The sequence below is a fragment of the Acinetobacter equi genome (assembly GCF_001307195.1).
Classification (GTDB): Bacteria; Pseudomonadota; Gammaproteobacteria; order Pseudomonadales; family Moraxellaceae; genus Acinetobacter; species Acinetobacter equi.
Genome location: NZ_CP012808.1, coordinates 1344278 through 1370587 on the forward strand (window position 1 = coordinate 1344278; position 26310 = coordinate 1370587).

Genomic DNA, 26310 nt, shown 5'->3' on the forward strand with positions numbered 1-26310 from the left:
ATGCTTTTTCTATTCGACTCATAATCGGTTATAGATTTATCGGTATCATTTAAAAAATTAATCTAAAAATATCATCTCTCAAGCGCATAAAAAAGAAATAAGCCAATTAAATAGAGCAAGATCAATATGAAAAATTGACTAATGGGTTGATGGTTAATTGATCATGTTTAATAAATATTAGTGCAAAAGGGTGCAGGGGTAAGGTTTTTTTCATACAATATGCGCACCTCGATATAGGTGCACATAATGAGTAACATGACCCCAGATTTTAAAGCAGATGAATTTTTGTTAGACCATTATGTAGGTAAAACCCCACTAGTGCGTTTACAGCGTCTTGCAAATCACACTCAAGCAACAGTATTAGCAAAACTTGAAGGCAATAATCCAGCAGGATCGGTAAAAGATCGACCAGCATATAATATGATTATGCAAGCAGAAAAGCGTGGTCAAATTCAGCCAGGCGATACGTTAATTGAAGCGACGAGTGGGAATACTGGAATTGCATTGGCAATGGTTGCGGCAATGCGCGGTTATAAAATGATACTGATTATGCCAGCGAGCTCTAGTCAAGAACGTAAAGATGCAATGCGTGCATATGGTGCCGAACTTATTGAGTCTGAAAATATGGAGCAAGCACGAGATCTTGCGCTTCAGATGGAAAAAGAAGGAAAAGGTTTAGTCCTTAACCAATTTGGTAATCCTGATAATGTTGAAGCACATTATCTCACAACAGGTCCTGAAATTTGGGAACAAACAGGTGGGAAAATTACTCATTTTGTGAGTTCAATGGGAACGACTGGTACGATTATGGGAATTTCAAAATTCCTAAAAGAAAAAAATCCAGAGATTCAAATTGTCGGTTTACAGCCTTCAGAAGGCTCAAATATTGCGGGTATTCGTCGTTGGCCACAAGAATATCTTCCAACGATTTTTGATGCAAAACGTGTTGACCGTATTATGGATATTCCGCAAATTGAAGCGGAAAAAACAGCGCGTAAATTGGCACGCAAAGAAGGGATTAGTGCAGGAACTTCATCGGGTGGTGCTGTTTGGGCATCAATTAAACTTGCTGAAGAAAATCCAGATGCAGTGATTGTATGTATTGTTTGTGATCGTGGTGATCGCTATTTATCTACAGGATTATTTTCTGTAGTAGATCCAGAATAATAAGAGTCTAATTATGCGCTTACCTGTTTTAGTTTTTGATATCGAAACTGTTACCGATCTAAAATCGGGGGCGCATTTATATCAATTAGATTTGCCAGAAGCAGACCTTGAACAAGCATTGATGAAATTACGCCGTCAAGATACTGGAACTGATTTTCAGCGCTTGGCATTACATGAAATTGTATGTATTTCGGGCTTGTGGATTGATGAATTAGGTGCAATGAAGTTATTTTCATTTAGCCGTGAAAAGTTTAATGAAGCTGAAATTTTAAGAAAATTTTTATCCATTTTTGATAAACGTCATCCAACATTAGTGAGTTGGAATGGAATGCAGTTTGATTTACCTGTGATTTTATTCCGCGCAATGTATCATGGGCTTTCTGCACCTAGCTTATTTGATCAGGGCGAAATTGATACTCAGAAACGCTATAATAATTACCAAAATCGATATCATCATCGTCATATTGATTTAATGGATGTTATGGCAATGTTTAATGGTCGTCATTTCCAAAAATTAGATGATATTGCTCATTTACTAGGGTTTCCGGGTAAACGAGGTGAGGTAGGTTATCATGTGCCTGAATATATTCGTTTACAGCAATGGCTACGTTTAACGAGTTACTGCGAAGGTGATGTATTAAATACATGGTTGATCTATATTCGTTGGTTATTGTTAAAAGGGCAATTAACGAGTGAGGATCATCGTTTATGGGTACAAGCAACTATTGAGTATTTGAAAACTCAAGCGCAACATGCTGAGTTTTTAGAAATATGGTCTAAAACCTCTCAACAGACAACTTTTACCTCTTCAGATTTTTTATCTTCCCAATATTAGGTATACATGAAACATAGAGCCAAACCTCGTACCACTCAACACGGAACATATATTTTTACAGTTGAGTCACTATCACACGAGGGACGTGGTATAGCGCACTATGGATCACATCCAGAGCATCCTGCTGAAAAGCATGGAAAAAAAGTTTTTATTGAAGCTGCTTTGCCAGGTGAAACTGTTAAAGCAAAGATTACAAAAGTTGTTTCAAAGCTAGAAGAAGCAGAATGCTTGGAAATATTAAGCCATCCTTCAGAAGTTCGTGTTGAACCACAGTGTCCACATTATGGACATTGTGGTGGTTGTAATATGCAACATATTCATAAAGATGAGCAAATTCGTTTAAAACAAAATGTTTTGAAATCTCATTTAGAGCATTTTGCTGGTATTCAAGCCGAATCATGGTTGGAGCCTTTACGTTCAACACGTGACGATTATCGTAGAAAGGCGCGTATTGGGGTTCGTTATATTCCAAAACAAAATAAGCTTGTGGTTGGTTTTCGTGAAAAATCTAGTAATTATTTAACATCAATTGATCGTTGTATGATCTTGGATCAAGAGTTCGGCTCAATTACTCGCTTAAAGCAATTACTCCAAAGTCTAAAAGGCAAAGCGAACATAGGTCATATAGAATTAGCGATGGGTGATCATGAGTGTGCGCTTGTGATTAGACAAACAGCCCCTTTAGCTGAAGATGATATTACGTTACTTAAACAATTTGCATTACAGAAAAACTGGCAACTTTATTTACAGCCAACAGATGTGGAGAGTTTAACGCGTGTGGATCATGCAGAAGAAATGCGACTACATTATGCATTAGATGATTTTGATGTGAGATTTGCATTTCATCCGTACGATTTTACGCAAGTTAACTCAACAATTAACCCTCAAATGGTTAAGATGGCATGCAATTTGCTTAAGCTTCAGCCGGGCGAACGGGTTCTTGATTTATTTTGTGGATTAGGAAATTTTTCATTACCTTTAGCGCGCTGTGTTGGTCCAACAGGATCAGTGATTGCTGTTGAGGGTTCAGAAGAAATGGTTCAACGTGGTCAGGAAAATGCACGATTAAATCATTTGGATAATATTCAATTTTATTCACAAGATTTAACGCAAGATTTTTCGAATCAATCATGGGCGAGTTTAGCATTTGATGCGCTTTTGATTGATCCACCACGCTCTGGTGCCGAAGAAGTGATGACATATTTGTCAAAATTCGGTGCTAGAAAAATTGTTTATGTTTCATGTAATCCTGCAACTTTAGCTAGAGATGCAGGTTTATTGGTAAAACAAGGCTATAGATTGAAAAAAGTAGGAATAATGGATATGTTTACACATACTGCTCACGTTGAATCAATCGCGTTGTTTGAACAAAGCATGGAAAATGTAAGCGGTTTATAATAATGATGTATAAAACAACAGGAGATGGGTATGGTCACAGTACGTGAACAACTTCCAGGACGCTTGACTGAGCTGTCTGAGGAAACGACTGTAGAACATGCCGAGCAAGCACGACAAGACATTGCAAAATGGCTTGATAGAGTTCGTGATATTTTAGATGGGGCTGCATTAAAGCGACTTGAAGAAGTGGCTAGTTATACTTTGCAAAAAGAGCTAGAGACAACGGTTAGTCATCGTTCCAATACACTTTATACGGGTATTGAGATGGCTGATATTCTTGCACATTTACATGTTGATGAAGATACTTTGTCAGCCTCTCTATTGTACCGAGGCGTACGTGAAGGTGTAATCCCACTAGAAGATGTGAAAGAGCTATTTGGTGAAGGAGTTTATGGGCTTGTCAAAGGTACTTTGGCAATGGGTAAACTATCTGATCTGATTGAAAAGAATAAGCGTCTAGAAGATCATTTTAATAATAATCAACGCGAACATTTAACAGGCATTTATAAAATGCTGATCTCTGTGACAGAAGATGTTCGAGTCGTATTAATTAAACTTGCGGAACGTACTTTTGCTTTACGTGAATTAGCTCATTCTTCAAAAGAACGACAAGAGCGAGTTGCTCGAGAAATTTTAACGATTTATGCCCCTTTGGCACATCGTTTAGGCATTGCTCAGCTTAAATGGGAGTTAGAAGATCTTGCATTCCGTTATTTAGCACCAGATCGTTATAAAGAAATAGCATCTTTACTGAATGAAAAACGCTTAGAACGTGAACAATATATTCAATTTGTTATTGATAAATTAAAGAATGAATTGGCTGAAAATGGTATTGAAGCTGAGATTAATGGACGAGTAAAACACATTTATTCGATTTATCGAAAAATGAAAAGCAAAAACCTTAGCTTTGACCAGCTTTATGATATTCGTGCAGTTCGTGTTTTGGTTAAAAGTGTTCCAGAGTGTTATCACTCTTTGGGGATTGTTCATCAGATTTGGCGTCATATTCCGCATCAGTTTGATGATTATATTACCAATCCAAAAGCCAATGGTTATCGTTCATTGCATACAGCCGTGATTGCTGAAAATAAATCTTTGGAAGTACAAATTCGTACTAAAGATATGCATGAAGAAGCTGAGTTAGGGGTATGTTCACACTTTAATTATAAAGAAGGAGCGAAAACGACAGATCGCTCCTTCAATCATCGTTTACATTCTTTAAGATCGGTTCTTGAGCATTATCAAGAGCGTAATGATGCAAGTGCACATAAAGATGAAGATGTAGATGATTTTGAGCAAATTCAAGAGTTTGAAGATTTTGAGAAAATTTATGTGTTTAGCCGAGATGGTGATATTAAAGAATTACCACGTGGCTCAACAGTTTTAGATTTTGCATTCCATGTGCATACAGAAGTTGGAAATAAGTGTTATGCAGCACGTGTCAACCAACGTTATGTTCCTTTAACTTATACGCTAAAAACTGGTGAGCAAGTTGAAATTTTGACCAAAAAAGATCGTGAACCTAACCGTGATTGGTTGGTGAACTCTTTAGGTTATATTAAAACTGCGCGTGCGCGAGATAAGTTACGTCATTGGTTTAGACAACAAGATCGAAGCAAAAACTTAGAAGTTGGGCGTGAGATTCTAAACAAAGAACTTTCTCGTTTAGCTATTCATCCTAAAAGCATTGATTTAAATGATTACTGTAATCATTTTAATGTAAAACATGGTGAAGATATTCTGATTGGATTGGTGAGTGGTGATATTAGTCTACATTCACTGATTAATCAGGTTAATCGTCATATGCATCTTGATCAAGATGAGCCAGAACTTGTTCTAAAACCAGCATTAAATCCACGTGCTAGCCATACTTTATCTGCACATGGTATTTTAATTGATGGTTTAGATAACGTTGAATTACATGTGGCACAGTGTTGCCAGCCTGTTCATGGTGAATCAATTGCTGGCTACATCACCTTAAATCGTGGTGTGAGTATTCATAAAGTTATATGTTCTGACTATGTACGTATGATTTCTCAAGAGCCTGAGCGCGCGGTTGAAGCAGATTGGGAAATGCAACCAACACGTGGGCAAAGTGTCCAAATTGTGGTTGAAGCTTACGATCGCCGTGGTCTATTGAAAGATTTAACGCAAGTCATTTTTGCTGATCAAATTAATATACGACAAGTAAATACCATTTCAGAAGCAGATGGTATTGCCAATATGAAGTTGTTAATCGAAGTTAAAGGTTTAGCACAATTGTCTAAATTATTAGCTCGCCTTGAGCAGCAACCCGGCATTATTAGTGCAAGAAGGCTTGTACAAGGAAACTAAGGTTTTGAAAAACCAGTGTCTTTTGATGCTGGTTTTTTTTATTTAGAATTTGTGAAATAATGCTTAAGCTGCTTTTTATGATTTTATTTTAATCATTGAGTTTATTTTGTTTTTTGTATATTTTTTGTTTTCATAATTGCATTTATATTATTAAAATAGACAATGCAGCTTGGATAAGCCTTGTGGGAAAGGTGTGGAAGGTGACTTTATGATATACATAAATGTATCTGAGCTTTATTTAAGTTCAGAGGAATCATTATTCCCAGAATTAAAACAAATTCCTGCAATGCAACGTCGCCGTTTATCTACAATTGCAAAACTTGCAATAAATAGTGCATTAAGTGCGTTAAAGAATACATCAGTTGATTATATTATTTGGGTTTCCCAATATGGCGATGAGCATAAAACATTTAAAATTCTAGCTGATGTTTTACAAGATCAGACACCATCTCCCACACAATTTTCTACGTCTGTTCATAATGCAATTTCAGGGCTTTATTCAATTTTATGTCAAGATGCAACTCAATCAACAAGTTTAGCTGCGACTTGGAATGATGCACTAATAGAAGCTTATAGTTGGTTAAAAACAACAAAAGTTGAAAATGCCAAAGTCTTGACTGTATTTTATGAAGAGAGCATGCCAAGCGTATATATTGAAAGTCATCCTTTTGATGCTTTTGCATTAGCGGGTATTATTTCTTTAGGAAATGAAAATTTAGCACTTTCATTTACTCCAGAACATGTTGCTAAAAATTATTATGAAGATGTTTTAGCTTTTTATCATTTTTGGGAGCAGACATCGGATGTTCAGTTTAAAGAATGGAAGAAAATTTAAAAATGGATTTTATAAGAAAAAAAGCAAACTTTTGTTGGCGAGTGGGTGCCACAGGATTTAGTTTTGCAAGTTTTGGAATTGGTGGTGTGATTTTAGGTGGTTTAATTGCACCTCTTGTGAAGGCTTCCACAACGGATCAAAACCTAAGACAGAAACGAACACAGAAAGTCATTAAATATACGTTTAAAGGTTTTACTAAAATGATGGTAAAGCTTGGAATTATGACGTATGAAATTGAAGGTTTGGAACAATTAAAAAATAGTCGTCAAGAACTAGTGATTGCAAACCATCCTACTTTAATTGATGTTGTTGTACTCATTGGTCTTATGGAACAAGCTAATTGTGTTGTTAAACAAGCACTATGGCAAAATCCATTTACTAAAGGTGCTGTACAAAATGCAGGTTATATTTTAAATGCAGGTTCAGAACAGTTTATTCAAGATTGCGTAGATAAACTTAATCAAGAACAAGCTGCTTCTTTATTAATTTTTCCGGAAGGCACTAGAACTGAAAAAGATACATTTTTGAATGAATTTCAAAGAGGTGCTGCAAATATTGCACTACGTGCAAAAGTTCCAATACGTCCAATTTTGATTCATTGTACGCCATCAACACTAACGAAAAATGAAAAGTGGTATCACGTTCCGAGTGAGCCTTTTCATATTCAAATTAAAGTGATGGATGCACTTGAGATCGATGATCTTTTAAATGATGATTGTATTAATCCTAAAAATGTTCGTCATTTGAATCACCAGTTATTCCAATATTTTAGTCAAGAGTTATGTAACGATGAGCAATCTCGCTGATGAATTAAAGCAAATGATTATTGATGTGCTCGTATTAGAAGACATCCGTATCGAAGATATTGATAGTGAAGCTCCATTATTTGGAGATGGCTTAGGGCTAGATTCTATTGATGCTTTGGAACTTGGTTTAGCACTTAAGAAGCGTTATAACGTGCATTTAAATGCAGAATCTGCTGAAACAAAGCAACATTTTAAGTCAATTCAAAGTTTAGTTGCTTTGGTTGAAGCACAAAAAACGGCATAAAGAGGTTGTCATGCTGACTCAAGAAGAAGTTCTCGAAAAGTTAAGAGAGTGGATGGAAGATCTATTTGAAATTTCACCAGAAGATATTCAGTTGGATTCAAATTTAGCAACTGATTTAGATGTAGATAGTATTGATGCTATTGATTTGGTAGTAAAAATTAAAGAACTGACGGGAAAACAAGTTAATCCTGAAGATTTTAAAAGTGTAAGAACCATTCAGGATGTTGTTATTGTTATTCAAAATATGACAGTTGAATGAAGAAAGTTTTTAAAGGGATATTGATAATTGGATTTATTTTTTATCCTTTTTTAGCGGGTTATTGTTTGGCGGAAGGACAATATGTATGGGTAGGTCTTTTATTAATCACATTAGGTTGCCTAAAGTTGTTTAGTAAAGGTAATGCATTACTTTTGCCTCTAACCACTTTTGCTATTTTATGTGGTGCATTAAGTTTAATTTTGAAGGATGAAGCATGGCTAAAACTTTATCCTGTGTTTATGAGTCTTGGTGCTCTCATTATTTTTGCATTAACACTCATTAAACCACCTTCAATGATTGAGCGATTTGCACGTATTGTAGAACCAGATTTGCCACATGAAGGTGTGATATGGACTAAGAAAGTCACCATGGTGTGGTGTTTATTTTTTCTCTGTAATTCACTGATAGCTACATATACTGTATTTATGACATCTATGGAAATTTGGGTGTTATATAACGGATTTATTTCTTATTTTCTCATGGGTATTTTATTTGTCGTAGAATTTATTTTACGTAAAAGACAACAGCGTAAGCACCAATTATAAAAATGGATGATGTTTAAAAATGAAAAAATGGTGTCTGTTCGAACCTTACTTTCAATCAGCTCAAGTGCTATGTATTCGAGAAGATTTTAGTCACGTTTCATTTCAAGCATTTTGGCAAGATGTTGCTCAACAAAGTGTTGAAATTAAAAAATTACATCATTCAGTGTGGGCATTATGGGAAAAAAATAGTTATGACTTTTTAGTTTTACTTTTTGCTGCACTTCAGGCGGGGAAGGATGTTCTATTACCTCCACATCGTATTCGTGATTTAGAAAAAGAATTAGCAGAACAAGATATTTATTTTTTAAGTCGTCAAAATTTAGTCACTACACAGGATGAGCTAGTTGAGTTAAAGTTTGATGAAACTTTTTTTAATCAAGCAAAATTGTATTTTTATACATCTGGTTCTACAGGACAACCTAAACGTATTCCAAGAACGTTAAAACAATTATTAAATGAAGTAAAAGGCTTAAATGATAGTTTTGAACTTCCATCTCAAGTGACCGCAATTTCGACCGTCAGTCATCAGCATATTTATGGATTATTATTTAAATTACTTTGGCCTTTAGCAAGTGGACGCAGTTTTTATGAGGTACAAGTTGCCTTTCCTGAAGATGTTATTGCGTTACAAAAAAAGCTTTCTGAGTGTGGAATTCAAAATTATTTCATTGCTAGCCCAGCATTGCTAAAGCGTTGGACTTCAGATTTAAAACTCCAAAATTGTGCCAAAATTTATTCTTCAGGGGGTAAGTTGGATGCTGGTATACGTCCATTTTTAAATGTGAGCATAGCTGAAATATTTGGGAGTTCTGAAACAGGTGGAATTGCATATCGATATCAAGATAATGATGTATGGACACCTTTTGCAAATGTTGAAATTCAAGCTCAAACACATAATGAATTAGCCGTAAAAGCAAATCATGCTTTTACTGAAGATTGGATTTTAACAGGTGATCAGGTTGACCTTGTAGTTCCAAATAATTTGAAAAGTTCATTTAAATTATTAGGACGTTTAGATCGCTTAGTCAAACTTGAAGAAAAAAGAATAAGCTTGGATGCAATTGAGCAAAAGTTAATGGCTTTGCCTTTTATTGAACAATGTCATGTTTTAGTTTTAGAGCAAGATGGTCGACAACGTTTAGCAAGTATTGTGGTTCTAAATTTACTAGGACGCACAGCGTTACATCAAAAAGGGAAAGCGAAATTTGTTGCTGAATTAAAAGCAACTTTAATCCATCAATTAGAGACAATTGCCATACCCAAACAATGGCGTTTTATAGCTAAACTTCCTAAAAATGCGCAATCTAAATTGAATAAGCACTATATGAAATCGTTATTTAATTCATTAACACTTCCTGTTGTTTTAGAAAAAAATGTTATAGAGAATGGTCATGAGTATCAATTAGAATTTATTCCAGAGTTGGAGTGTTTTAAAGGTCATTTTTCACAAAAGCCAATTTACCCAGGGGTAGGGCAAATTGCATTTATTCAACATTTTTCTAAAGAAAATTGGGCAGATTTGCAATGGTGTAATGGATATGAGCAATTAAAATTCCAAGACTTGATTCAGCCCTTTATGCAAGTCAATTTGTCTTTAAAACGTCTAGACCATAAAGTGTCTTTTGAACTTAAAACTGAAGATAAAATTTTGGCATCTGGACGGCTATTATTTGCTGTGCAATCTATATAAACAGGCGACTTAGAGATTACCTATGAAATATTGCTTTGTGATTCCTGTTTATAATCATCCCCATTATTTAAACGCGTTGGTTGAGCATTTAGAACATTATCAATTGCCTATTATTATGGTGAATGATGGTAGTGATGTCGAATGTAGTGATCTTTTGAGAAAAATTGCACAAGAGCATAGCTGTGTGGATTTAATTGAACATTCGCAAAATCTAGGTAAGGGACAGGCGGTTATTACAGGCATACAACATGCTTATAAACTTGGATTTAGCCACGCGATTCAATTGGATTCAGATGGTCAGCATCGTTGGGATGATATTTCAAAATTTTTAGAAGCATCTCAACAGAATCCTGAAGCAATGATTATTGGTCAACCTGAGTTTGATGATTCTGTTCCGAAAAAGCGCTTATATGGACGTTACGCTACGCACATTTGGGTTTGGATTAATACTTTATCTTTTGAGATTAAAGACAGTATGTGTGGGTTTAGAATTTATCCATTAGCATCGACAATTGATCTTTTAAATACTGCAAAGTTTCAGCTTCGAATGGGGTTTGATACTGAAATTTTAGTGCGATTAAAATGGAATAATGTTCCTTTTGTTAATGTACCAACCAAAGTGATTTATCCTGAAAATGGAATTTCACACTTTAATGCACTTAGAGATAATATTGGTATCAGTAAAGCGCATACACGCCTTTTCTTTGGGATGTTAATACGACTCCCTCAATTACTATCGCGTAAAGTAAAAGGGTCGTAATGTCTGCATTAAATACGGAAAAATGGAACAATATTAAAGAGCGTGGCGGTATGTTGCCATTGCTTATAATGTTGGCAATTTACCGATTTGGCGGTAGATGGTTATGCCGTTTTGTTTTGTATTTTATCATTTTGTGGTATTGGCTTTTTTCTAAAATTGCACGTGAAGCTTCTTTATTATATCTTTCGAATTTACATCAATTTGCACAAGAAAAATCTCCTTTTTCTAAAGCACCTTCTTTGAAAAATACCTACCATCATTTAATGGCTTTTGGCGAGTGTATTTTAGATAAAATTGAAGGTTGGTTAGGGCATATTCCTGAGCACCAATTAGAATTACATGGTCATGAGCATTTTCGAGAGCATTATCAAAAAGGTGCTATTTTATTGGTATCTCATTTTGGAAATATTGAATTATTACGTGCTGTTAAATCAGAGCATGTGCAAAAAGTAAATATTTTGGTTTATCAGAAACATGCGACTAAATTTAACCAATTTTTAAAAAAATTAAATAAAAATGTTGATGTAAATTTAATTGCTGTAGATGAGCTAGGTGTTGAAACAGCAATGATTCTTGAGGAAAAATTAGCTCAAGGTGAGTGGATTATTATTGCTGCAGATCGGACACCTGTTGAGTCAAATCGAGTACAACATATTTCATTTTTAGGTGAAATTGCAGCTTGGCCACAAGGTGCTTGGATTTTAGCTAATTTATTAAAAGCACCAGTTTTGGCTGTATTTTGTTATCGAAAAAAAGCAAAAATTCAAGTTCATATTCATTCTATTGCTGCGATTGTAAGTTTGCCAAGGCAAGGACGTTTAGAGGCAATGAAAGAATTTACACAAAAGTTTATAGCACTTTTGGAATATCACTGTATGCAAGAGCCGTATCAATGGTTCAATTTTTACAAATTTTGGAATAAATAAGAATGGAACACTTAATTATCGGTGAATTATCTTTAACGATAGAAGATGTGATTGCTGTTGCTCGTGGTGAACAAAGAGTAGAGCTCTCATCATCAAAAGAATGGGTTGAACTCATTCATAAAGGTGCTGCATTTTTAGATCAATTATTAGAAGAAGAAGGTGTGATCTATGGTGTGACAACAGGATATGGTGATTCTTGTTTAGTTAATATTCCAGCACATCAGGTACATGAACTTCCTTTACATCTTTCTCGTTTTCATGGCTGTGGGTTGGGAGAAAATCTCGATTTAGTCAGTGCACGAGCAGTTGTGATTACTCGTTTATGTTCTTTAGCTCGAGGTTATTCGGGCGTTTCATTTGAACTTTTGGAACGCTTGGTATGGATGCTCAATGAAAATGTAATACCAGTTATTCCATCTGAAGGTTCTGTTGGTGCAAGTGGTGATTTAACGCCTTTATCTTATATTGCAGGGGCGTTAGTAGGTGAGCGCGATGTGTACTACCAAGGAAAAATAGTTCCTATTGCAGATGTTTATGCTGAAAAAAATATGCAGGCTTTGATATTAAGACCAAAGGAAGGTTTGGCTTTAATGAATGGTACTGCAGTTATGACAGCGTTGGCTTGTTTAAATTATAAAAAAGCGGAACAAATTGCTTTAGCGAGTACTTATATTACGGCATTAAATGTATTGGCATTGGAAGGTAATGCGAGTCATTTTGACGAAGTTCTATTTGCACAAAAACCACATCAAGGGCAGCAGTATATTGCGCATCAATTACGTGATTGGTTGAATTATCAAGTTCAAACAGAACATCAAACTTCTCGTTTACAAGACCGTTATTCACTTCGTTGTGCACCACATATTATTGGGGTATTTGAAGACTCAAAAACATGGTTACGTCAATTTATTGAAAATGAATTGAACTCCAGTAATGATAATCCGTTGATCGATCCTATTCATTTACGAGTTTTACATGGTGGGCATTTTTATGGTGGTCATATTGCACAAGCCATGGATAGCTTAAAAATTATGATTGCCAATATTGCAGATTTAATGGATCGTCAATTGGCACAGCTTGTTGATTATAAAATGAATAATGGTCTGCCTCGTAATTTGACAGGATCAACAGCAGATCGATTACCGTTAAATCATGGGTTTAAAGCAGTGCAAATTGGGGTTTCTGCATGGACAGCAGAAGCACTAAAACAAACTGTTGCAGCTTCTATTTTTTCACGCTCAACCGAATGTCATAACCAAGATAAAGTAAGCATGGGAACAATTGCAGCACGAGATGCGAGTCGAGTGATTCTTTTAACTGAACAAGTGATTGCTGCTTTAAGTTGTGCCAGTGTACAAGCTGTAAAATTGAAAAATTTAAATTCACAATTAGGTCGAGTTTTAACAGCATTTCAACAATGGGTTCTTCAAAGCTTCAAGTATGTAGAGGAAGATCGACCATTACGAAAAGAGTTGCAGATGTTGGTCGATCGTTTTGAAAATCTAGAACTCATTCAAAGCTCAATTTTGACTGAGAATAAGGAATGATGATGCATGCTGATGTAATAATAGAAGTTCCATTTCATGATGTAGATACCATGGAGGTTGTTTGGCATGGGCATTATTTGAAATACTTTGAAATTGCGCGTTGTAAGCTGTTAGATCAGTTTGATTATAATTATAAGCAAATGCGTGATTCAGGTTATGCATGGCCAATTATTGAAAGTCATGTCCGTTATGCACATGGAATTTTGTTTGAACAAAAAATTCGTATACGTGCGACTTTAAAAGAATGGGAAAATCGCCTAAAAATTGAATATCAAATTTTTGATGCAAAATCTGGGAAGCGATTGACCAAAGGTTATACCACTCAAGTGGCTGTTGATATGCACACTAAAGAGATGTGTTATCAATCACCACAAATTCTGTTTGAGCGTTTAAATGCTTGGGCAGAGTTTAAGGCAGAGTAAAGATGAAGTATCAAAATTTATTTCGATCGACCATTTTAGCTTTAGCGAGCTCTATGGCAATAGTACCTATCATGTCGGTGCATGCTCAAAATGTAGAATTACAAAAGGTATTTCAGCAATTATCTGCAATGCCAGTGGTAAGAGCAAATTTTGAACAGCAAAAGAAATTAGCTTCTCTTAATAAAACTTATGTGTCTAAAGGAACTGTTTTATTTTCTAAAAATGCAGGTGTTTTGTGGCAAATACAAACACCAGTTAAAGCAGATTTAATTGTTACACCAAAGAAATTGATTCAAAAAACTCAGCGCACGTATAGCCAAATTGAAGTTGAAAAAACACCTTATGGCTCTGTTGCGACAATGTTTTTACAGCTTATGTCTGGAAATGAAACGGCTTTGGCAAAAAACTTTAATGTAGTTTCCGCAGAATATTCGCCAACTGCATGGAATGTTGTTTTAACGCCAAAAAGTAATTTATTTAAGAAGCTGTTTGATCGAGTTGATGCACAAGGTCAACGTTATGTAAATAAAATTGTGATTCAAGAAAAAGCAGGAAATAGCACTACAATTCGGTTTACGCAGCAAACATCACAACCTCAAACTTTAACGGCCAATGAGAATGAACTTTTCCAATTGGCAAAATAAAGCCACCGCAATTTGGCTCATTATACTTACAGTTACTGCATTAGTTTTAGGTGTAGCATGGCTAAAAAAAGAGATTCATATTGAATCTAATATTTTTGCATTATTACCAGAGACTCATCAGGATGAACGCCTTGAACAAGCTCAAAATTATGTAAGTGATCAACTTAATGATAAAATTTTTTTGCTGATTGATGCAGCAACGGATGAAAAACTTCAAGTTGCAACTCAGACATTAAAACAACAGGTAGATCAAAGTGGTTTATTTAATCCATTAAAACCTCAGTTTGATGGTGAAGCTTTTGCAAGAATGCTGTATCAACATAAAGTGGGTTTATTGACAGAAAGTGATCGTCAGTTATTACGTGATGGCGATTATGATGCATTGGCAGAGCAAAGTTTACTTCAGTTAATGAGTCCTGGAATGCCTGTAACGGCAGACTTATTAAACTCAGATCCGTTTTTATTTTTTCCAAGATATGTTGCAAACTTAGCTGCACTTAATACCCATAATATTGAGCTTGAAGATGGTTTTGCGACGTTAAAAGATGAGCAAGGAATTTCTCGCCTATTTGTTTTGGAGCTAAAGCAAAGTCCTTATAATATTGAATATCAAGAAAAAACGACTGTATTTATTGATCAAATTAATAAAAAAATGACAAATTTAGGTGTAAATCCACATTGGACAGGAACACTTTTATTTGCTCAGTTTGGAACAAATTCTGCTAAAAATGAAATTTCGACTATTGGTGTAGGTTCAACTCTCGGTATTTTATTACTCGTTTGGTTTGGCTTTCGTTCAGTACGTCCTATGTTGACGGAAATGATTGCTGTTAGCACAGGCTGTTTATTGGCATTTGCTGTGACATATTGGATTTTTGGTGAAATTCATTTAATGACCTTAGTTTTTGGCGCAAGCTTAATTGGTGTTTGTGTTGATTTCTCATTTTATTTTATGGCAATGCAGTCACAGCATCGTAATGTTGATGGATTTGCAGTACTTAAACCTGTGTTGCCAAGTTTATTTGTTGGTTTATTAACAACTTTAATGGCATATGTCGTTTTAAGTTTTACACCATTTCCAGGATTTAAACAGATTGCTGTGTTTTCAATGGTTGGTTTAACTGCTGCATGGATTACAAGCATTTTACTTTTACCAAGATTACCTGCATTAAACGCTGAACCTGCAATTCGAACCTTGGCATTTATTGGCAATATTCGGACTTATGTTCAATCCAAAAAAAACTTACGTTATGGATTAATTGCGGGAATTATAGTTGTTACGGGAAGCAGTTTATTCTTTTTGCAAAGTAATGATGACATACGTAATTTACAAAGTATGGATCAACACTTAAAACAAGAAGATCAATATATTCGTGAAAAATTTGCCCAACAGCAGGGAAGTGAATACTTTGTTGTACATGGGAAAAATTCAGCTGAATTATTGTTAAATGAACAAAAGCTTATTCAGCAATTACAGCAACTTCAAAGCGAAAATAAGCTTGCAGGTTTTCAGTCTTTAGCTCAATGGCTACCAAGTGAACAGACACAAAAAGAAAATATTCAACTATTAACACAAATTCCACGTGGAACATTAGCGTTTTATGCAGAAGCAATGCAGTTAGATGTAAATGATCTTCAAACTTGGCAAGTACAATTAAAGCAACAACCTATCTTCGATTTTAATGCTTTTTCAACGCATCCATTGGCATTTTTGCAAATCAATCCAACGACAAGATTGGTGATGTTGCAAAATATTCAAGATTTAAATGCTGTTGAAAAATTGCAAACCAATGAGATCAAGTTATTACGTCCTGTAAATCAATTATCTGAACTTTTCTCTGAACATCGCTTACATGCACAGTGGCTACTTGTTTCTGCACTTGTGATTTTAGCAGTGGGTTTAGGTGCACTATATGGACGAAGATCAATTTTGCCATTGGTTTTACCCGTAACAATGGCTTTAATGACAACCTTTGCTATTCAGGCATGGCTTGGTGTTGAAATTAATCTTTTTAGCATTATGGGAACATTTCTTATTATTGGTATTGGTGTTGATTACGCAATTTTTTATCGACATGGACATGATCATCCGCAAGTCGTTGGTATGGCTTTATTCTTATGTATGATGTCAACCTTTTTAGGTTTCGGGTTATTGGCTTTTAGCCAAACTTATGCCATTCATTGCTTTGGATTAACTGTTTTACTCGGGGTTGTTTTTGCTTTCGTTTATGCAACCTTGTTTACAACTTCTGATGAAAAACATATTGTTATTGAACAATATCAAACAAAAAATTAAACATAAGGCATACGGTTTATGAGCATTATACAACAAACGGATATTTTGATTATTGGGGCAGGACCTTCAGGTAGTTCAGCAGCCGCTTTATTAAAGAAAAAAGGCTATGACGTTACGATTATTGAAAAACAACATTTTCCACGGTTTTCAATTGGCGAGTCATTATTACCACAATCTATGGTTTTTCTTGAAGAAGCAGGGCTATTAGAGTGTGTTCGTGACCATGTTGATGAATTTGCATTCCAATATAAAAATGGCGCGGCTTTTTTAAAAGGAAAACAGCGTAGTTTTTATGATTTTAGAGAAAAATTTAGTGAAGGTCCTGGAACAACTTGGCAAGTTCGTCGTGCGCCATTTGACCATTTACTTGCATCTCAAGCTGAAAAAATGGGTGCAGAAATTCGCTTTGGGCATGAAGTTATTGCGGTTAATGTAGAAAGTCATCAGCCAATATTAACGGTTAAAAATGAACAAGATGAAATCTATCAAATTCAAGCAAAGTTTTTGCTTGATGCGAGTGGTTTTGGACGCATACTTCCTAAATTTTTAGATTTAGAAAGCCCATCTGATTTTCCAGTACGCCGTGCGGTATTTACTCATATTGAAGATGGGATTTTAGATGATCCTGATTTTGATCGTGAAAAAATCTTAATTACCGTACATGAAAAAGATCCACGTGCTTGGTATTGGCTAATTCCATTTGCAGATGGTCGATCATCTTTTGGTGTGGTTGCTGAACAAGACTTTTTTGAAAAACATGGTTTTGATCATAGTACAGAATATGATTTAGAGTCATTACTGAAACGAATTTTGGCAGATGATCCTGCACTTTCACATGTACTTCGAAATGCTCAATTTGATACGCCTGTACGAACTTTAGTTGGCTATTCTGCTAACGTAAAACATCTTGCAGATCGTAATTATGCATTGCTTGGAAATGCAGGTGAGTTTTTAGATCCTGTATTTTCATCAGGTGTAACGATTGCATTAAAATCATCAAGTTTAGTTGTTCCTTTGGTAGAAAAGGTTCTACAAGGGGAAGAGGTAAATTGGATGGAAGAATATGAAAAACCACTTCGTAAAGGCATTCAAGTTTTCCGTGCTTATGTGGAAGCATGGTATTCGGGTGAATTTCAAGATGTTGTATTTTCTCAATATCAAGAAGAAAAAATTAGACTGATGATTTCTTCACTTTTAGCGGGTTATGCATGGGATGAAGAAAATCCAATTCATCGTAATGCGAAACAACGATTACATGTGATTTCACAATATTGCCAAGAGCAAATGCAGCGAGTAACTCAGGAAGATGTCACCTAAAATTCATTTGAAAATTGTTGGAATTTTATTGGCGAGCGCACTGCTATGCAGTGCGTGTCAAAGTTTTATACCTACTGCTCAAGGTTTGAAATCCACAGCTTGGGTGGATCAATCGTATTTACGCCAAGATCAAATTGAAGTTCAATGGAAAGATAAAAGTTTTAGCTTTTTATTGTATCAACAGCAGCAAGGTAAAAATTTAGACATGATTGCACTCAGTTTGACTGGTCAGCAATTATTTAAACTGTCATTTAATGGGGAAAAGGTGACAGTAGAGCAAAGAATTGATCAAATGAAGTTATTGCCATTTGAATATGTTGTACGAGATTTATTGTATGCAACTTATCCAAATTATTTAACAGAGGCAAAAATTGAACAACAAGATCAAATGAAAATGGTATTGATACAAAATCAAGCAGTATTAAAAATCACTCAACAAGAGAATGAAGTTGAGTTACAGAATATTCAGGTTCCATATTTAATGATGATTAGTCCAATTGATGCAGCTTTAGAAAGTGATGGTGTGCTGAATGCTCAATAAAATTGATTCCAATCAAACAGCAGTTGGTATTCAGTATGCTGTGGGATTATCTGCATTAGGTGAGAGTTCGGATCAAATTCGACAATCACTTACTATGCAATCTCAGACATTAACAGCAAGTAAAGACTATATTTTAGAGAAGCAAGTATGGGTAGGAGCATATCAATCAGCTTTAGTTGATAGTGTTCCAGATCATTTAAAGTATTTAGATTCAAGAAATTTACGTTTTGCATTGACGGCTTTGCAAAAAATTGAAGCACAAGTTAAAGCTTATACATCTCAGTTTGAGACACAGCGTTTAGCCATTGTTTTAGGAACATCAACATCTGGCATTTCAACCAATGAACCTTTAATTCAGCAACACTTTTTGAATCAGAGTACAAAATTAATTGGGCATGAAAAACAAGAAATGGGCAGTCTTGCTAAATCGATTCAATCTTATTTAGGTTGGAAAGGACCAGCTTATACAATTTCTACAGCATGTTCTTCGAGTGCAAAAGCGATGGCAGCAGGGCAACGATTAATTCATGCAGGATTAGCCGATGCTGTTTTGGTTGGTGGTGTCGATACTTTATGTAAACTTACTTTAAATGGTTTTAATAGCCTTGAAAGTTTATCTGATGATATTTGCCGACCATGTGGCTTTAAACGAGATGGTATTAATATTGGTGAAGCAGCTGCATTGTTTTTAATTTCAAAAGAAACTGCGCCTGTTATGCTTCTTTCCGCTGGTGAATCAATGGATGCTTGGCATATATCTGCGCCACATCCTGAAGGTCGAGGTGCGGCAGAGGCAATGCAAAAAGCTTTAGATACAGCTAACTTAAATGCTACAGATATTCATTATTTAAATTTGCATGGAACATCGACACCTCAAAATGATGCTATGGAAATTAATGCGGTAAGAACTGTATTTAAAGATTATGATGTTCCATTAAGCAGTACCAAACATAAAACTGGACATTGTTTAGGGGCAGCAGGTGCGATTGAAGCCTTAATTTGTCACCAAGTTTTATTAGATCAATCATGGTTGCCTTTACATCATGATGGCGTGATTGATCCTGATTTAGATGATCAAAATTATATTTTGACTTCAAATCATTCGCAGCCTATTCAATATGTCATGAGTAATTCATTTGCTTTTGGTGGAAGTAATATTAGTTTGATTTTTGGACTATCTAAATGATGGATGCACTGCAATTTATTCCACACGAAAAGCCGATGGTTTTTATTAACCATCTTATAGAAGCGAATGAAACTTCTGCTATTGCAGAATTAATCATTACATCTGATTTAATGTTTTGTGAACAACAAGGTTTACCCACTTGGACAAGTATTGAATTGATGGCGCAAACGGTCAGTGCATATGCAGGTCATCGAGCTAAAGAAACAGGTGGAAAACCTAAAATTGGATTTTTATTAGGTACAAGAAAGTTAACTTTTCCCATTCCTTTTTTTGAATTGGGTGAAACAGTTAAAATTCATGTAGAACAAAATTATGTTCATGAAGGATTGGGGCAATTTAGTTGTCAAATTGAATATCAAACCTACGTATTCAACGCGATGATTAATGTATTTGAACCAAATGATGAAATGGAATGATTAGAGAATCACTGTGAATAAAAGAATTTTAGTAACGGGTTCAAGCCGTGGTATTGGAAAAGCGATTGCTTTGGAACTAGCAAAATCAGGTTTTGATGTAACTGTTCATGCAAGATCAAGACAACAAGAAGCAGAGCAGGTATGCGAAGAAATACGAATGCTTGGACGTGAAAGTCATGTTCTTATGTTCGATGTGAATGACCGTGAATTAATTATTCAGCATCTTGAAAATGATATAGCTCAATTTGGGGCTTTTTATGGTGTTGTTTTAAATGCAGGTTTAACACGTGATGGAGCTTTTCCTGCATTAACAGATGATGATTGGGATGATGTGATTTCAACGTCATTAAACGGATTTTATAATGTTTTAAAACCATTAATGATGCCAATGATTCGCATGAAAAAGGGAGGGCGTATTGTCACGCTTTCTTCAGTGTCGGGCGTAATGGGAAATCGTGGGCAGGTCAATTATAGCGCAGCTAAAGCAGGCTTAATTGGTGCAACTAAGGCACTTGCTTTGGAGCTTGCAAAGCGAAAAATTACGGTTAATTGTGTCGCACCGGGTTTGATTGAAACAGAAATGGTGACAGAAGAAGTCAAAGAACACGCATTAAAAATGATTCCAATGCAACGCATGGGGCAAGTTGAAGAAGTTGCAAAAGTGGTAAGATTTTTATGTAGTGATGATGCAAGTTATATCACCCGCCAAGTGATTTCAGTCAATGGAGGGCTGATTTAATGAAACGTGTTGTCGTTACAGGAATGTCAGGAATCACATCATTAGGTGAAACGGCAGATCAAATTTTTGAACAGTTTAAATTAGGAAAAAGTGGCATTCGTTATATGTCAGATTGGGCTGTTTATACCGATTTACGAAGTAAATTGGGTGCTCCTGTGAGTTCATTTACCATTCCAAAGCATTTTAACCGTAAAGTGACACGTGGAATGGGACGTGTTGCTTTAATGTCTGTTATTAGTGCAGAAAAAGCATTAGAAAATGCAGGATTGTTAAATCATCCAATCCTTTCAAGTGGTGAGGCGGGTGTTGCTTATGGTTCATCTGCTGGTAGTGTAGATGCGGTTAAAGAGTTTGGTGCAATGCTACTCGATAACAATATGAATCAGCTAAATGCAACGACTTATATTCGAATGATGTCGCATACCAGTGCTGTGAATATGACGGTTTATTTTGGTTTAAAAGGGCTGACATTACCAACTTCTAGTGCATGTACATCAGGCTCAATGGCAATTGGTCAGGCATATGAAGCAATTAAATATGGCAAGCAAACATTAATGATTGCAGGTGGTGCAGAAGAAATTAGTGCAGCAGGATCAGCGGTGTTTGATGTGCTGCTCGCAACAAGTGTGCAAAATGATCATCCTGAAAAAACACCACGACCATTTGATAAAGCACGAGATGGTTTAGTGATTGGTGAAGGTGCAGGTACGTTAATTTTAGAAGAATACGAACATGCTATTGCACGAGGTGCAACTATTTATGCAGAAATTATCGGTTATGGTAGTAATACTGATGGTCAGCATGTAACGCGTCCAAACTCAGAAACAATGGGGCGTTGTATGGAATTAGCATTAAAAGATGCCAATATTTCCATTGATGAAATTGGCTATGTAAATGCACATGGGACTTCTACAGATCAAGGTGATATTGCTGAAACACAAGCAACTGCTTTTATTTTAGGTAAAAAGCCGATTAGCTCTTTGAAAAGTTATTTTGGACATACATTAGGTGCTTGTGGTGCTATTGAAGCATGGCTTGGTATAGAAATGTTATTGCGCCAACAGTTTATTCCTACACTAAACTTAGATGAAATTGATCCTGCATGTGGTGATTTAGATTATATTGTAGGACAATCTCGTGAGATTAAAACAGATGTGATGATGAGTAATAATTTTGCCTTTGGTGGAATTAATACATCGCTCTTGTTTAAAAAAATGATGTAAAAGTGAAGGTTAACAAAAACGTATACTTCGCTGCTTTATAGCGTTAAGACATATAAAACCAAGGGGTTAAGGGAATAAAATGATGTTTATTCAAAAAGTTTCACTATTTGTTGCATTATCTATGGGTGGAATTGTTACTGCACAAGCAGCAGATAAGATGCACGATTATAATTTTCAAGATGCTGTAAGCCGAGCTGTAGCAGATGGAACTTTAGATGGCTCAGTTAAATTTTATTTAGCAGGTACGAAATCTGGCGGTAAAATGATTGAGCAAGGGGCAGTTACAAATAAAAAAACCAATGGTTTTGCAAAATCAGCTGAATCATCTTGTGATCATGTATTACGTTCAGCATTAATTCAATTGCAAAACACAGCAAAGGAAAAAGGTGCAAATGCAGTAACGAATATTGTCAGTTATTACAAAGCCAAAGAAACCAAAAGCACAACGACTTATCAATGTGCTAAAGGAACGGCACTTGCTGGTGTTGCTTTAAAAGGTGATTTAGTTAAATTTTAAAGTTTAACTATTTAAAAAATAAAAAGACTTCTTTCATGATGCGATATGGGGAAGTCTTTTTTATATTGAGTTGGATGAAAGGAGAAAACAGCAGATGATGACCATTTTTACTTATCCTCTAGCTCAAGTTTTGTTGAAAAATAAAACAGACTTTACTGATATTCGAAGTTTTAATTTGTATAAAAAAAATGAAATTTATCAACTAAGAAATAAGCATTTGAGCCAAATTTTAAATAAAGAAATTTTAAATGAAGATTTCAGTGTAACAGAGTGGGGGAAACCATATTTAACTCACGATGAAGAATTAGCTTTTAATCATACGCATAGTCAAAATAATTATGCTTTAGCAATCAGTCAAAGTTATGCCGATATTGGTATTGATGTTGAAGATTTAACACGTCAAGTTCGTTATGAGGCATTGGCTAAACATGCATTTCATCCGAATGAATTATATGTATGGCAATTATCTGATTATTCAAAAGAATATTGGTTTAAAGTTTGGACGACAAAAGAGGCTGTTTTAAAAGCATCTGGATTAGGTATTCGTATCAGTTTAAATGAATTAGATACACAGGTATCTTTAGAGCAGAATATGGGTCAATGTCATCATGCTGCGATAGGTACATTGCAATATCAAAATTTTTTATTCAATAACATGATGCTAACTGTTGCATGGGTAAAGTGCGAAAGTGAATCTGAAAAAAAATGGCCAAATATTGAAATTGTTTCACATTAAAAAAGCCCATCCGAAGATGAGCTTTATTTGGTTTTAAATTGGTTTATTGAACTTCTTCTTCATCAAATTCAGGTTTAACTTGAACAATAAAGTCTTGGCGGTTTAGACCACGCCATAAAGCGAAAGCTGTACCAATGTAGATAGATGAATATGTACCAACAAAAACACCAATACACATTGCAACAGAGAACCATTTAAGACCATCGCCACCTAAGAACATCATTGCAAGTACAACGAGTAAAAGTGTCATAGATGTATGGATGGTACGACGTAAGGTTTCAGTTAAAGCAATGTTGACAATTTCCAGCGGTGTTGCGCCACGAATCTTACGGAAGTTTTCACGAATACGGTCAGATACAACGATGTTATCGTTTAATGAGAAACCAATAATCGCAAGTAATGCCGCTAATACTGTTAAATCAAATGGCCATTGCATCATTGCAAACACACCTAGTGTCACAATGATATCGTGGAATAATGATAAAACAGCCCCCATCGCAAGTTTAAACTCAAAGCGAATAGTGACATAAACCAACATAAGAATAAGTGCTAATGCAACAGCACCAGCCGAACGTAGATAAAGTTCATTACCTACTTGTCCGCCAACCATATCTACTTTATTTACTTCAACTGTGTTATTTGGCAATTGCACAGCAGTGTTAATAATTTGAGTAAGGTTTTCAACTTCCATGCCTTCTTGAACAGGCATACGTACCATAAGATCTTGGTTAGATCCTAAAGTTTGTACGACAGGATCATGGAAACCTGCTTGAGTCAGCGCATTAACAACTTGATTAGATTGAACGGGTTGGCTGTAGTTTAACTCGGCAGAAATACCACCAGTAAAGTCTAAGCCTAAGTTTAATCCTTTGGTTGCAATAAAGAAGATACTTGCGATGGTTAAAACGATAGAAAGCAAAGCCGCAGGCAGAGCAATCTTCATAAATGGAATCACGCGTTCTTCTTCAGGGCGTCCGTATTGTTTTGAATCGAGTTGAGTATTTTCAGTCATTTTTGATCTCCTTAAATGCTCAACTTTTTCAAGTTACGACGTTTACCATAAATAATTTGTACGATTGCACGAGTTACTGTAATTGCAGTAAACATAGAACAAACAATACCAATCATTAACGTTACCGCAAAGCCTTTAATAGGACCTGTACCGATAGCGAATAAGATAAATGCAACTAAGAAAGTTGTTAAGTTTGAGTCAAAAATGGTGTTATATGCACGATCATAACCCGCCACAATGGCTTGTTTTGGAGATGCACCCCATTTCATTTCTTCTCGTATACGCTCACATATGAGTACGTTGGCGTCGACGGCCATACCAATGGTAATTACGATACCTGCAATACCAGGTAATGTAAGTGATGCACCAATCCAAGACATGACTGTTAAAATCATGGCTAAGTTAAAGACAAGCGCAAAGTTGGCAATGATACCGAATAGACGGAAGAATACCACCATCCAAATCGCAACGAGTAAGAAGCCAATTTGAGTTGACAATACACCTTTATCAATGTTTTCTTGACCAAGGCTAGGGCCAATTACACGTTCTTCAACAAAGTACATTGGCGCAGCTAAAGCACCAGCACGAAGCATTAATGCAAGTTCAGCAGCTTCTTGAGGAGAGCTTAGACCTGTAATACGGAATTGTGATCCTAATACAGCTTGAACCGTTGCAGCATTAATAATGACAGATTCTGTATATGGTGTACGAACTTCAGTTTGAACACCTGTTTCTGGATCTTGTACGTAGTTAATTTTTTGTTTATTTTCAATAAACAAAACAGCCATACGTTTGCCCACAGCATTTCGTGTAGCATCTGCCATAAGCTTACCGCCAGCAGAATCCAAAGTAATATTTACTTCAGCGCCACCAGTATCTTGGCTAAAGCCACTAGATGCATTTTGAACACGTTCACCTGTTAAAATACGGTTACGGTTTAACAATAGTTGACGACCGCTGTCTAAAGACTCGTAAGCAAAAGCTTCTGTTCCTGGAGGAACAGCACCTTGTACTTGACCTGTGTAAGGATCAATTGTTTGATCATTTAAGTCAGATACTAAACGGAATTCTAAGTTCGCTGTACGACCTAAAACACGTTTTGCTTCAGCTGTATCTTGAACACCAGGTAATTCAACAACAATACGATTGCTACCTTGAGTTTGAACTAACGCTTCAGCAACACCTAATTCATTGATACGATTACGTAAAGTTGTTAAGTTTTGGTTGACAGCATAAGATTCAATTTCTTGCTTACGTGCTGGTGTATACGCTAAACGTAATGTTGCACCTTCAGGAGTTGCAACAGCTTGCTGAGTATATTCATTGCCATTACGACGCAAGAAATCCATAGCCGCTTCACGATCTGATGTATTCGCGAATTGAACGTTAATCGTATTGTTGTTTAAAGATAAACTATTAAATTTAATTTTATTATCGCGGAATTGACGACGAAGATCCGTAGTGGATGTTTCCATACGTTGTGCAATTGCTTTATCCATATCCACTTCAAGTAAGAAGTGAACACCACCACGTAAGTCGAGGCCGAGTTTCATTGGTTTAGCACCAATTTTTTGTAGCCATTCTGGAGTGGTTGGAGCTAAGTTAAGAGCAACAACATAGTCATCACCTAAACCACGACGTAATGCTTCCTTCGCTTTTAATTGTGCTTCTGAACTATCAACACGCAAAAGTGCGGCATTATTGGTAAAGGTATTATCGTGACTAGCAATTTTTTCGCTTTTTAAAATTTGCTCTGCTTTTTGTAAGATGCTTTGATCAATTTGAGTACCAGCTTTGGCACCGGAAATTTGAACAGCAGGTTCATCTGGATACAAACTTGGCAGGGCATATAAAGTACTTATCACTAAAACAACAATGATAAGTAGATATTTCCATGCTGGGTAACGCATTTATT

General features: G+C 35.7%; 26 protein-coding genes. 24 read left to right on the forward strand and 2 right to left on the reverse strand.

The features are described 5' to 3' along the window. Positions 1–246 precede the first annotated feature (246 nt). The 24 genes from cysM to AOY20_RS06395 all read left to right on the forward strand — a co-directional run bounded on the left by cysM (position 247) and on the right by AOY20_RS06395 (position 23383). The gene (gene cysM / locus AOY20_RS06280; protein ID WP_054581067.1) at positions 247–1167 is read left to right on the forward strand and encodes a cysteine synthase CysM; all 921 of its coding nucleotides are present in this window, start codon (positions 247–249) and stop codon (positions 1165–1167) included. Between the two features lie 13 nt (positions 1168–1180). Next, a complete protein-coding gene (locus tag AOY20_RS06285; protein WP_054581068.1) occupies positions 1181–2002 on the forward strand; it encodes a 3'-5' exonuclease in 822 nt (273 codons plus the stop codon). Between the two features lie 6 nt (positions 2003–2008). After that, positions 2009–3400 carry a 23S rRNA (uracil(1939)-C(5))-methyltransferase RlmD gene (gene rlmD / locus AOY20_RS06290; RefSeq protein ID WP_054581069.1) on the forward strand — a complete coding sequence of 464 codons (1392 nt, stop codon included), beginning with the start codon at positions 2009–2011 and terminating at the stop codon, positions 3398–3400. 30 nt (positions 3401–3430) lie between these two features. Beyond that, positions 3431–5734 carry a RelA/SpoT family protein gene (locus AOY20_RS06295; protein WP_054581070.1) on the forward strand — a complete coding sequence of 768 codons (2304 nt, stop codon included), beginning with the start codon at positions 3431–3433 and terminating at the stop codon, positions 5732–5734. Between the two features lie 208 nt (positions 5735–5942). Beyond that, positions 5943–6569 (forward strand): beta-ketoacyl synthase chain length factor, encoded by a 627-nt coding sequence (locus tag AOY20_RS06300; RefSeq protein WP_054581071.1) that lies wholly within the window; start codon positions 5943–5945, stop codon positions 6567–6569. Beyond that, positions 6554–7375 (forward strand): lysophospholipid acyltransferase family protein, encoded by an 822-nt coding sequence (locus AOY20_RS06305; RefSeq protein ID WP_054581072.1) that lies wholly within the window; start codon positions 6554–6556, stop codon positions 7373–7375. Before AOY20_RS06300 ends, AOY20_RS06305 begins: the two co-directional genes overlap by 16 nt. Further along, positions 7359–7619: a phosphopantetheine-binding protein gene (locus AOY20_RS06310; RefSeq protein WP_054581073.1), complete on the forward strand. Its 261-nt coding sequence runs from the start codon at positions 7359–7361 to the stop codon at positions 7617–7619. Before AOY20_RS06305 ends, AOY20_RS06310 begins: the two co-directional genes overlap by 17 nt. 10 nt (positions 7620–7629) lie before the next feature. Next, positions 7630–7878: an acyl carrier protein gene (locus AOY20_RS06315; protein WP_054581074.1), complete on the forward strand. Its 249-nt coding sequence runs from the start codon at positions 7630–7632 to the stop codon at positions 7876–7878. Continuing rightward, a complete protein-coding gene (locus tag AOY20_RS06320) occupies positions 7875–8423 on the forward strand; it encodes a COG4648 family protein (RefSeq protein ID WP_054581075.1) in 549 nt (182 codons plus the stop codon). Before AOY20_RS06315 ends, AOY20_RS06320 begins: the two co-directional genes overlap by 4 nt. Positions 8424–8442: 19 nt before the next feature. Beyond that, positions 8443–10113: an ApeI family dehydratase gene (locus AOY20_RS06325; protein ID WP_054581076.1), complete on the forward strand. Its 1671-nt coding sequence runs from the start codon at positions 8443–8445 to the stop codon at positions 10111–10113. A 22-nt stretch (positions 10114–10135) separates the two neighbouring features. Beyond that, positions 10136–10873, forward strand: coding sequence for a glycosyltransferase family 2 protein (locus AOY20_RS06330; protein WP_054581077.1), 738 nt, complete (start codon positions 10136–10138; stop codon positions 10871–10873). Continuing rightward, entirely contained in the window at positions 10873–11799 is a 927-nt protein-coding gene (locus tag AOY20_RS06335) for an LpxL/LpxP family acyltransferase (RefSeq protein WP_054581078.1), read from the forward strand. The genes AOY20_RS06330 and AOY20_RS06335 overlap by 1 nt, the downstream gene beginning before the upstream one ends. 2 nt (positions 11800–11801) lie before the next feature. Continuing rightward, complete coding sequence (locus AOY20_RS06340; RefSeq protein WP_054581079.1) at positions 11802–13346, forward strand: HAL/PAL/TAL family ammonia-lyase; 1545 nt, start codon at positions 11802–11804, stop codon at positions 13344–13346. A gap of 2 nt (positions 13347–13348) precedes the next feature. Next, positions 13349–13768 carry an acyl-CoA thioesterase gene (locus AOY20_RS06345; protein WP_054581080.1) on the forward strand — a complete coding sequence of 140 codons (420 nt, stop codon included), beginning with the start codon at positions 13349–13351 and terminating at the stop codon, positions 13766–13768. 53 nt (positions 13769–13821) lie between these two features. Further along, on the forward strand, positions 13822–14412 hold the full coding sequence (locus tag AOY20_RS06350; protein ID WP_227510384.1) for an outer membrane lipoprotein carrier protein LolA: 591 nt from the start codon (positions 13822–13824) through the stop codon (positions 14410–14412). Beyond that, positions 14387–16708: an MMPL family transporter gene (locus AOY20_RS06355; RefSeq protein ID WP_054581082.1), complete on the forward strand. Its 2322-nt coding sequence runs from the start codon at positions 14387–14389 to the stop codon at positions 16706–16708. The genes AOY20_RS06350 and AOY20_RS06355 overlap by 26 nt, the downstream gene beginning before the upstream one ends. A gap of 18 nt (positions 16709–16726) precedes the next feature. Next, positions 16727–18025, forward strand: a complete 1299-nt coding sequence (locus AOY20_RS06360) for an NAD(P)/FAD-dependent oxidoreductase (RefSeq protein ID WP_054581083.1) — start codon at positions 16727–16729, stop codon at positions 18023–18025. Next, positions 18015–18566, forward strand: a complete 552-nt coding sequence (locus tag AOY20_RS06365; protein ID WP_054581084.1) for a DUF3261 domain-containing protein — start codon at positions 18015–18017, stop codon at positions 18564–18566. The genes AOY20_RS06360 and AOY20_RS06365 overlap by 11 nt, the downstream gene beginning before the upstream one ends. Continuing rightward, positions 18556–19752, forward strand: a complete 1197-nt coding sequence (locus AOY20_RS06370; protein WP_054581085.1) for a beta-ketoacyl-[acyl-carrier-protein] synthase family protein — start codon at positions 18556–18558, stop codon at positions 19750–19752. Before AOY20_RS06365 ends, AOY20_RS06370 begins: the two co-directional genes overlap by 11 nt. Further along, the gene (locus AOY20_RS06375) at positions 19749–20168 is read left to right on the forward strand and encodes a hotdog family protein (RefSeq protein WP_054581086.1); all 420 of its coding nucleotides are present in this window, start codon (positions 19749–19751) and stop codon (positions 20166–20168) included. The genes AOY20_RS06370 and AOY20_RS06375 overlap by 4 nt, the downstream gene beginning before the upstream one ends. A 13-nt stretch (positions 20169–20181) precedes the next feature. Then, the gene (fabG, locus tag AOY20_RS06380; RefSeq protein ID WP_054581087.1) at positions 20182–20907 is read left to right on the forward strand and encodes a 3-oxoacyl-ACP reductase FabG; all 726 of its coding nucleotides are present in this window, start codon (positions 20182–20184) and stop codon (positions 20905–20907) included. Beyond that, positions 20907–22130 carry a beta-ketoacyl-ACP synthase gene (locus AOY20_RS06385; protein WP_054581088.1) on the forward strand — a complete coding sequence of 408 codons (1224 nt, stop codon included), beginning with the start codon at positions 20907–20909 and terminating at the stop codon, positions 22128–22130. The genes fabG and AOY20_RS06385 overlap by 1 nt, the downstream gene beginning before the upstream one ends. A gap of 82 nt (positions 22131–22212) precedes the next feature. Then, positions 22213–22647, forward strand: a complete 435-nt coding sequence (locus AOY20_RS06390; RefSeq protein ID WP_054581089.1) for an excinuclease — start codon at positions 22213–22215, stop codon at positions 22645–22647. Between the two features lie 94 nt (positions 22648–22741). Further along, positions 22742–23383, forward strand: coding sequence for a 4'-phosphopantetheinyl transferase family protein (locus tag AOY20_RS06395; protein ID WP_054581090.1), 642 nt, complete (start codon positions 22742–22744; stop codon positions 23381–23383). Between the two features lie 43 nt (positions 23384–23426). Here AOY20_RS06395 and secF read toward each other — a convergent pair whose 3' ends face one another. Continuing rightward, entirely contained in the window at positions 23427–24395 is a 969-nt protein-coding gene (secF, locus tag AOY20_RS06400; RefSeq protein WP_054581091.1) for a protein translocase subunit SecF, read from the reverse strand. An 11-nt stretch (positions 24396–24406) separates the two neighbouring features. Continuing rightward, positions 24407–26305 (reverse strand): protein translocase subunit SecD, encoded by a 1899-nt coding sequence (gene secD / locus AOY20_RS06405; RefSeq protein ID WP_054581092.1) that lies wholly within the window; start codon positions 26303–26305, stop codon positions 24407–24409. Positions 26306–26310: the final 5 nt, after the last annotated feature.

Coding starts and splice junctions, on each gene's coding strand:
- AOY20_RS06310 (WP_054581073.1), top strand. CDS start 7,359: ATGAGCAATCTCGCTGATGAATTAAAGCAAATGATTATTGATGTGCTC.
- AOY20_RS06285 (WP_054581068.1), top strand. CDS start 1,181: ATGCGCTTACCTGTTTTAGTTTTTGATATCGAAACTGTTACCGATCTA.
- AOY20_RS06350 (WP_227510384.1), top strand. CDS start 13,822: ATGGCAATAGTACCTATCATGTCGGTGCATGCTCAAAATGTAGAATTA.
- AOY20_RS06395 (WP_054581090.1), top strand. CDS start 22,742: ATGATGACCATTTTTACTTATCCTCTAGCTCAAGTTTTGTTGAAAAAT.
- AOY20_RS06320 (WP_054581075.1), top strand. CDS start 7,875: ATGAAGAAAGTTTTTAAAGGGATATTGATAATTGGATTTATTTTTTAT.
- AOY20_RS06345 (WP_054581080.1), top strand. CDS start 13,349: ATGCATGCTGATGTAATAATAGAAGTTCCATTTCATGATGTAGATACC.
- AOY20_RS06325 (WP_054581076.1), top strand. CDS start 8,443: ATGAAAAAATGGTGTCTGTTCGAACCTTACTTTCAATCAGCTCAAGTG.
- AOY20_RS06370 (WP_054581085.1), top strand. CDS start 18,556: ATGCTCAATAAAATTGATTCCAATCAAACAGCAGTTGGTATTCAGTAT.
- AOY20_RS06335 (WP_054581078.1), top strand. CDS start 10,873: ATGTCTGCATTAAATACGGAAAAATGGAACAATATTAAAGAGCGTGGC.
- AOY20_RS06360 (WP_054581083.1), top strand. CDS start 16,727: ATGAGCATTATACAACAAACGGATATTTTGATTATTGGGGCAGGACCT.
- AOY20_RS06365 (WP_054581084.1), top strand. CDS start 18,015: ATGTCACCTAAAATTCATTTGAAAATTGTTGGAATTTTATTGGCGAGC.
- AOY20_RS06390 (WP_054581089.1), top strand. CDS start 22,213: ATGTTTATTCAAAAAGTTTCACTATTTGTTGCATTATCTATGGGTGGA.
- AOY20_RS06375 (WP_054581086.1), top strand. CDS start 19,749: ATGATGGATGCACTGCAATTTATTCCACACGAAAAGCCGATGGTTTTT.
- secD (WP_054581092.1), bottom strand. CDS start 26,305: ATGCGTTACCCAGCATGGAAATATCTACTTATCATTGTTGTTTTAGTG.
- cysM (WP_054581067.1), top strand. CDS start 247: ATGAGTAACATGACCCCAGATTTTAAAGCAGATGAATTTTTGTTAGAC.
- rlmD (WP_054581069.1), top strand. CDS start 2,009: ATGAAACATAGAGCCAAACCTCGTACCACTCAACACGGAACATATATT.
- AOY20_RS06330 (WP_054581077.1), top strand. CDS start 10,136: ATGAAATATTGCTTTGTGATTCCTGTTTATAATCATCCCCATTATTTA.
- secF (WP_054581091.1), bottom strand. CDS start 24,395: ATGACTGAAAATACTCAACTCGATTCAAAACAATACGGACGCCCTGAA.
- AOY20_RS06385 (WP_054581088.1), top strand. CDS start 20,907: ATGAAACGTGTTGTCGTTACAGGAATGTCAGGAATCACATCATTAGGT.
- AOY20_RS06300 (WP_054581071.1), top strand. CDS start 5,943: ATGATATACATAAATGTATCTGAGCTTTATTTAAGTTCAGAGGAATCA.
- AOY20_RS06315 (WP_054581074.1), top strand. CDS start 7,630: ATGCTGACTCAAGAAGAAGTTCTCGAAAAGTTAAGAGAGTGGATGGAA.
- AOY20_RS06355 (WP_054581082.1), top strand. CDS start 14,387: ATGAACTTTTCCAATTGGCAAAATAAAGCCACCGCAATTTGGCTCATT.
- AOY20_RS06340 (WP_054581079.1), top strand. CDS start 11,802: ATGGAACACTTAATTATCGGTGAATTATCTTTAACGATAGAAGATGTG.
- AOY20_RS06295 (WP_054581070.1), top strand. CDS start 3,431: ATGGTCACAGTACGTGAACAACTTCCAGGACGCTTGACTGAGCTGTCT.
- AOY20_RS06305 (WP_054581072.1), top strand. CDS start 6,554: ATGGAAGAAAATTTAAAAATGGATTTTATAAGAAAAAAAGCAAACTTT.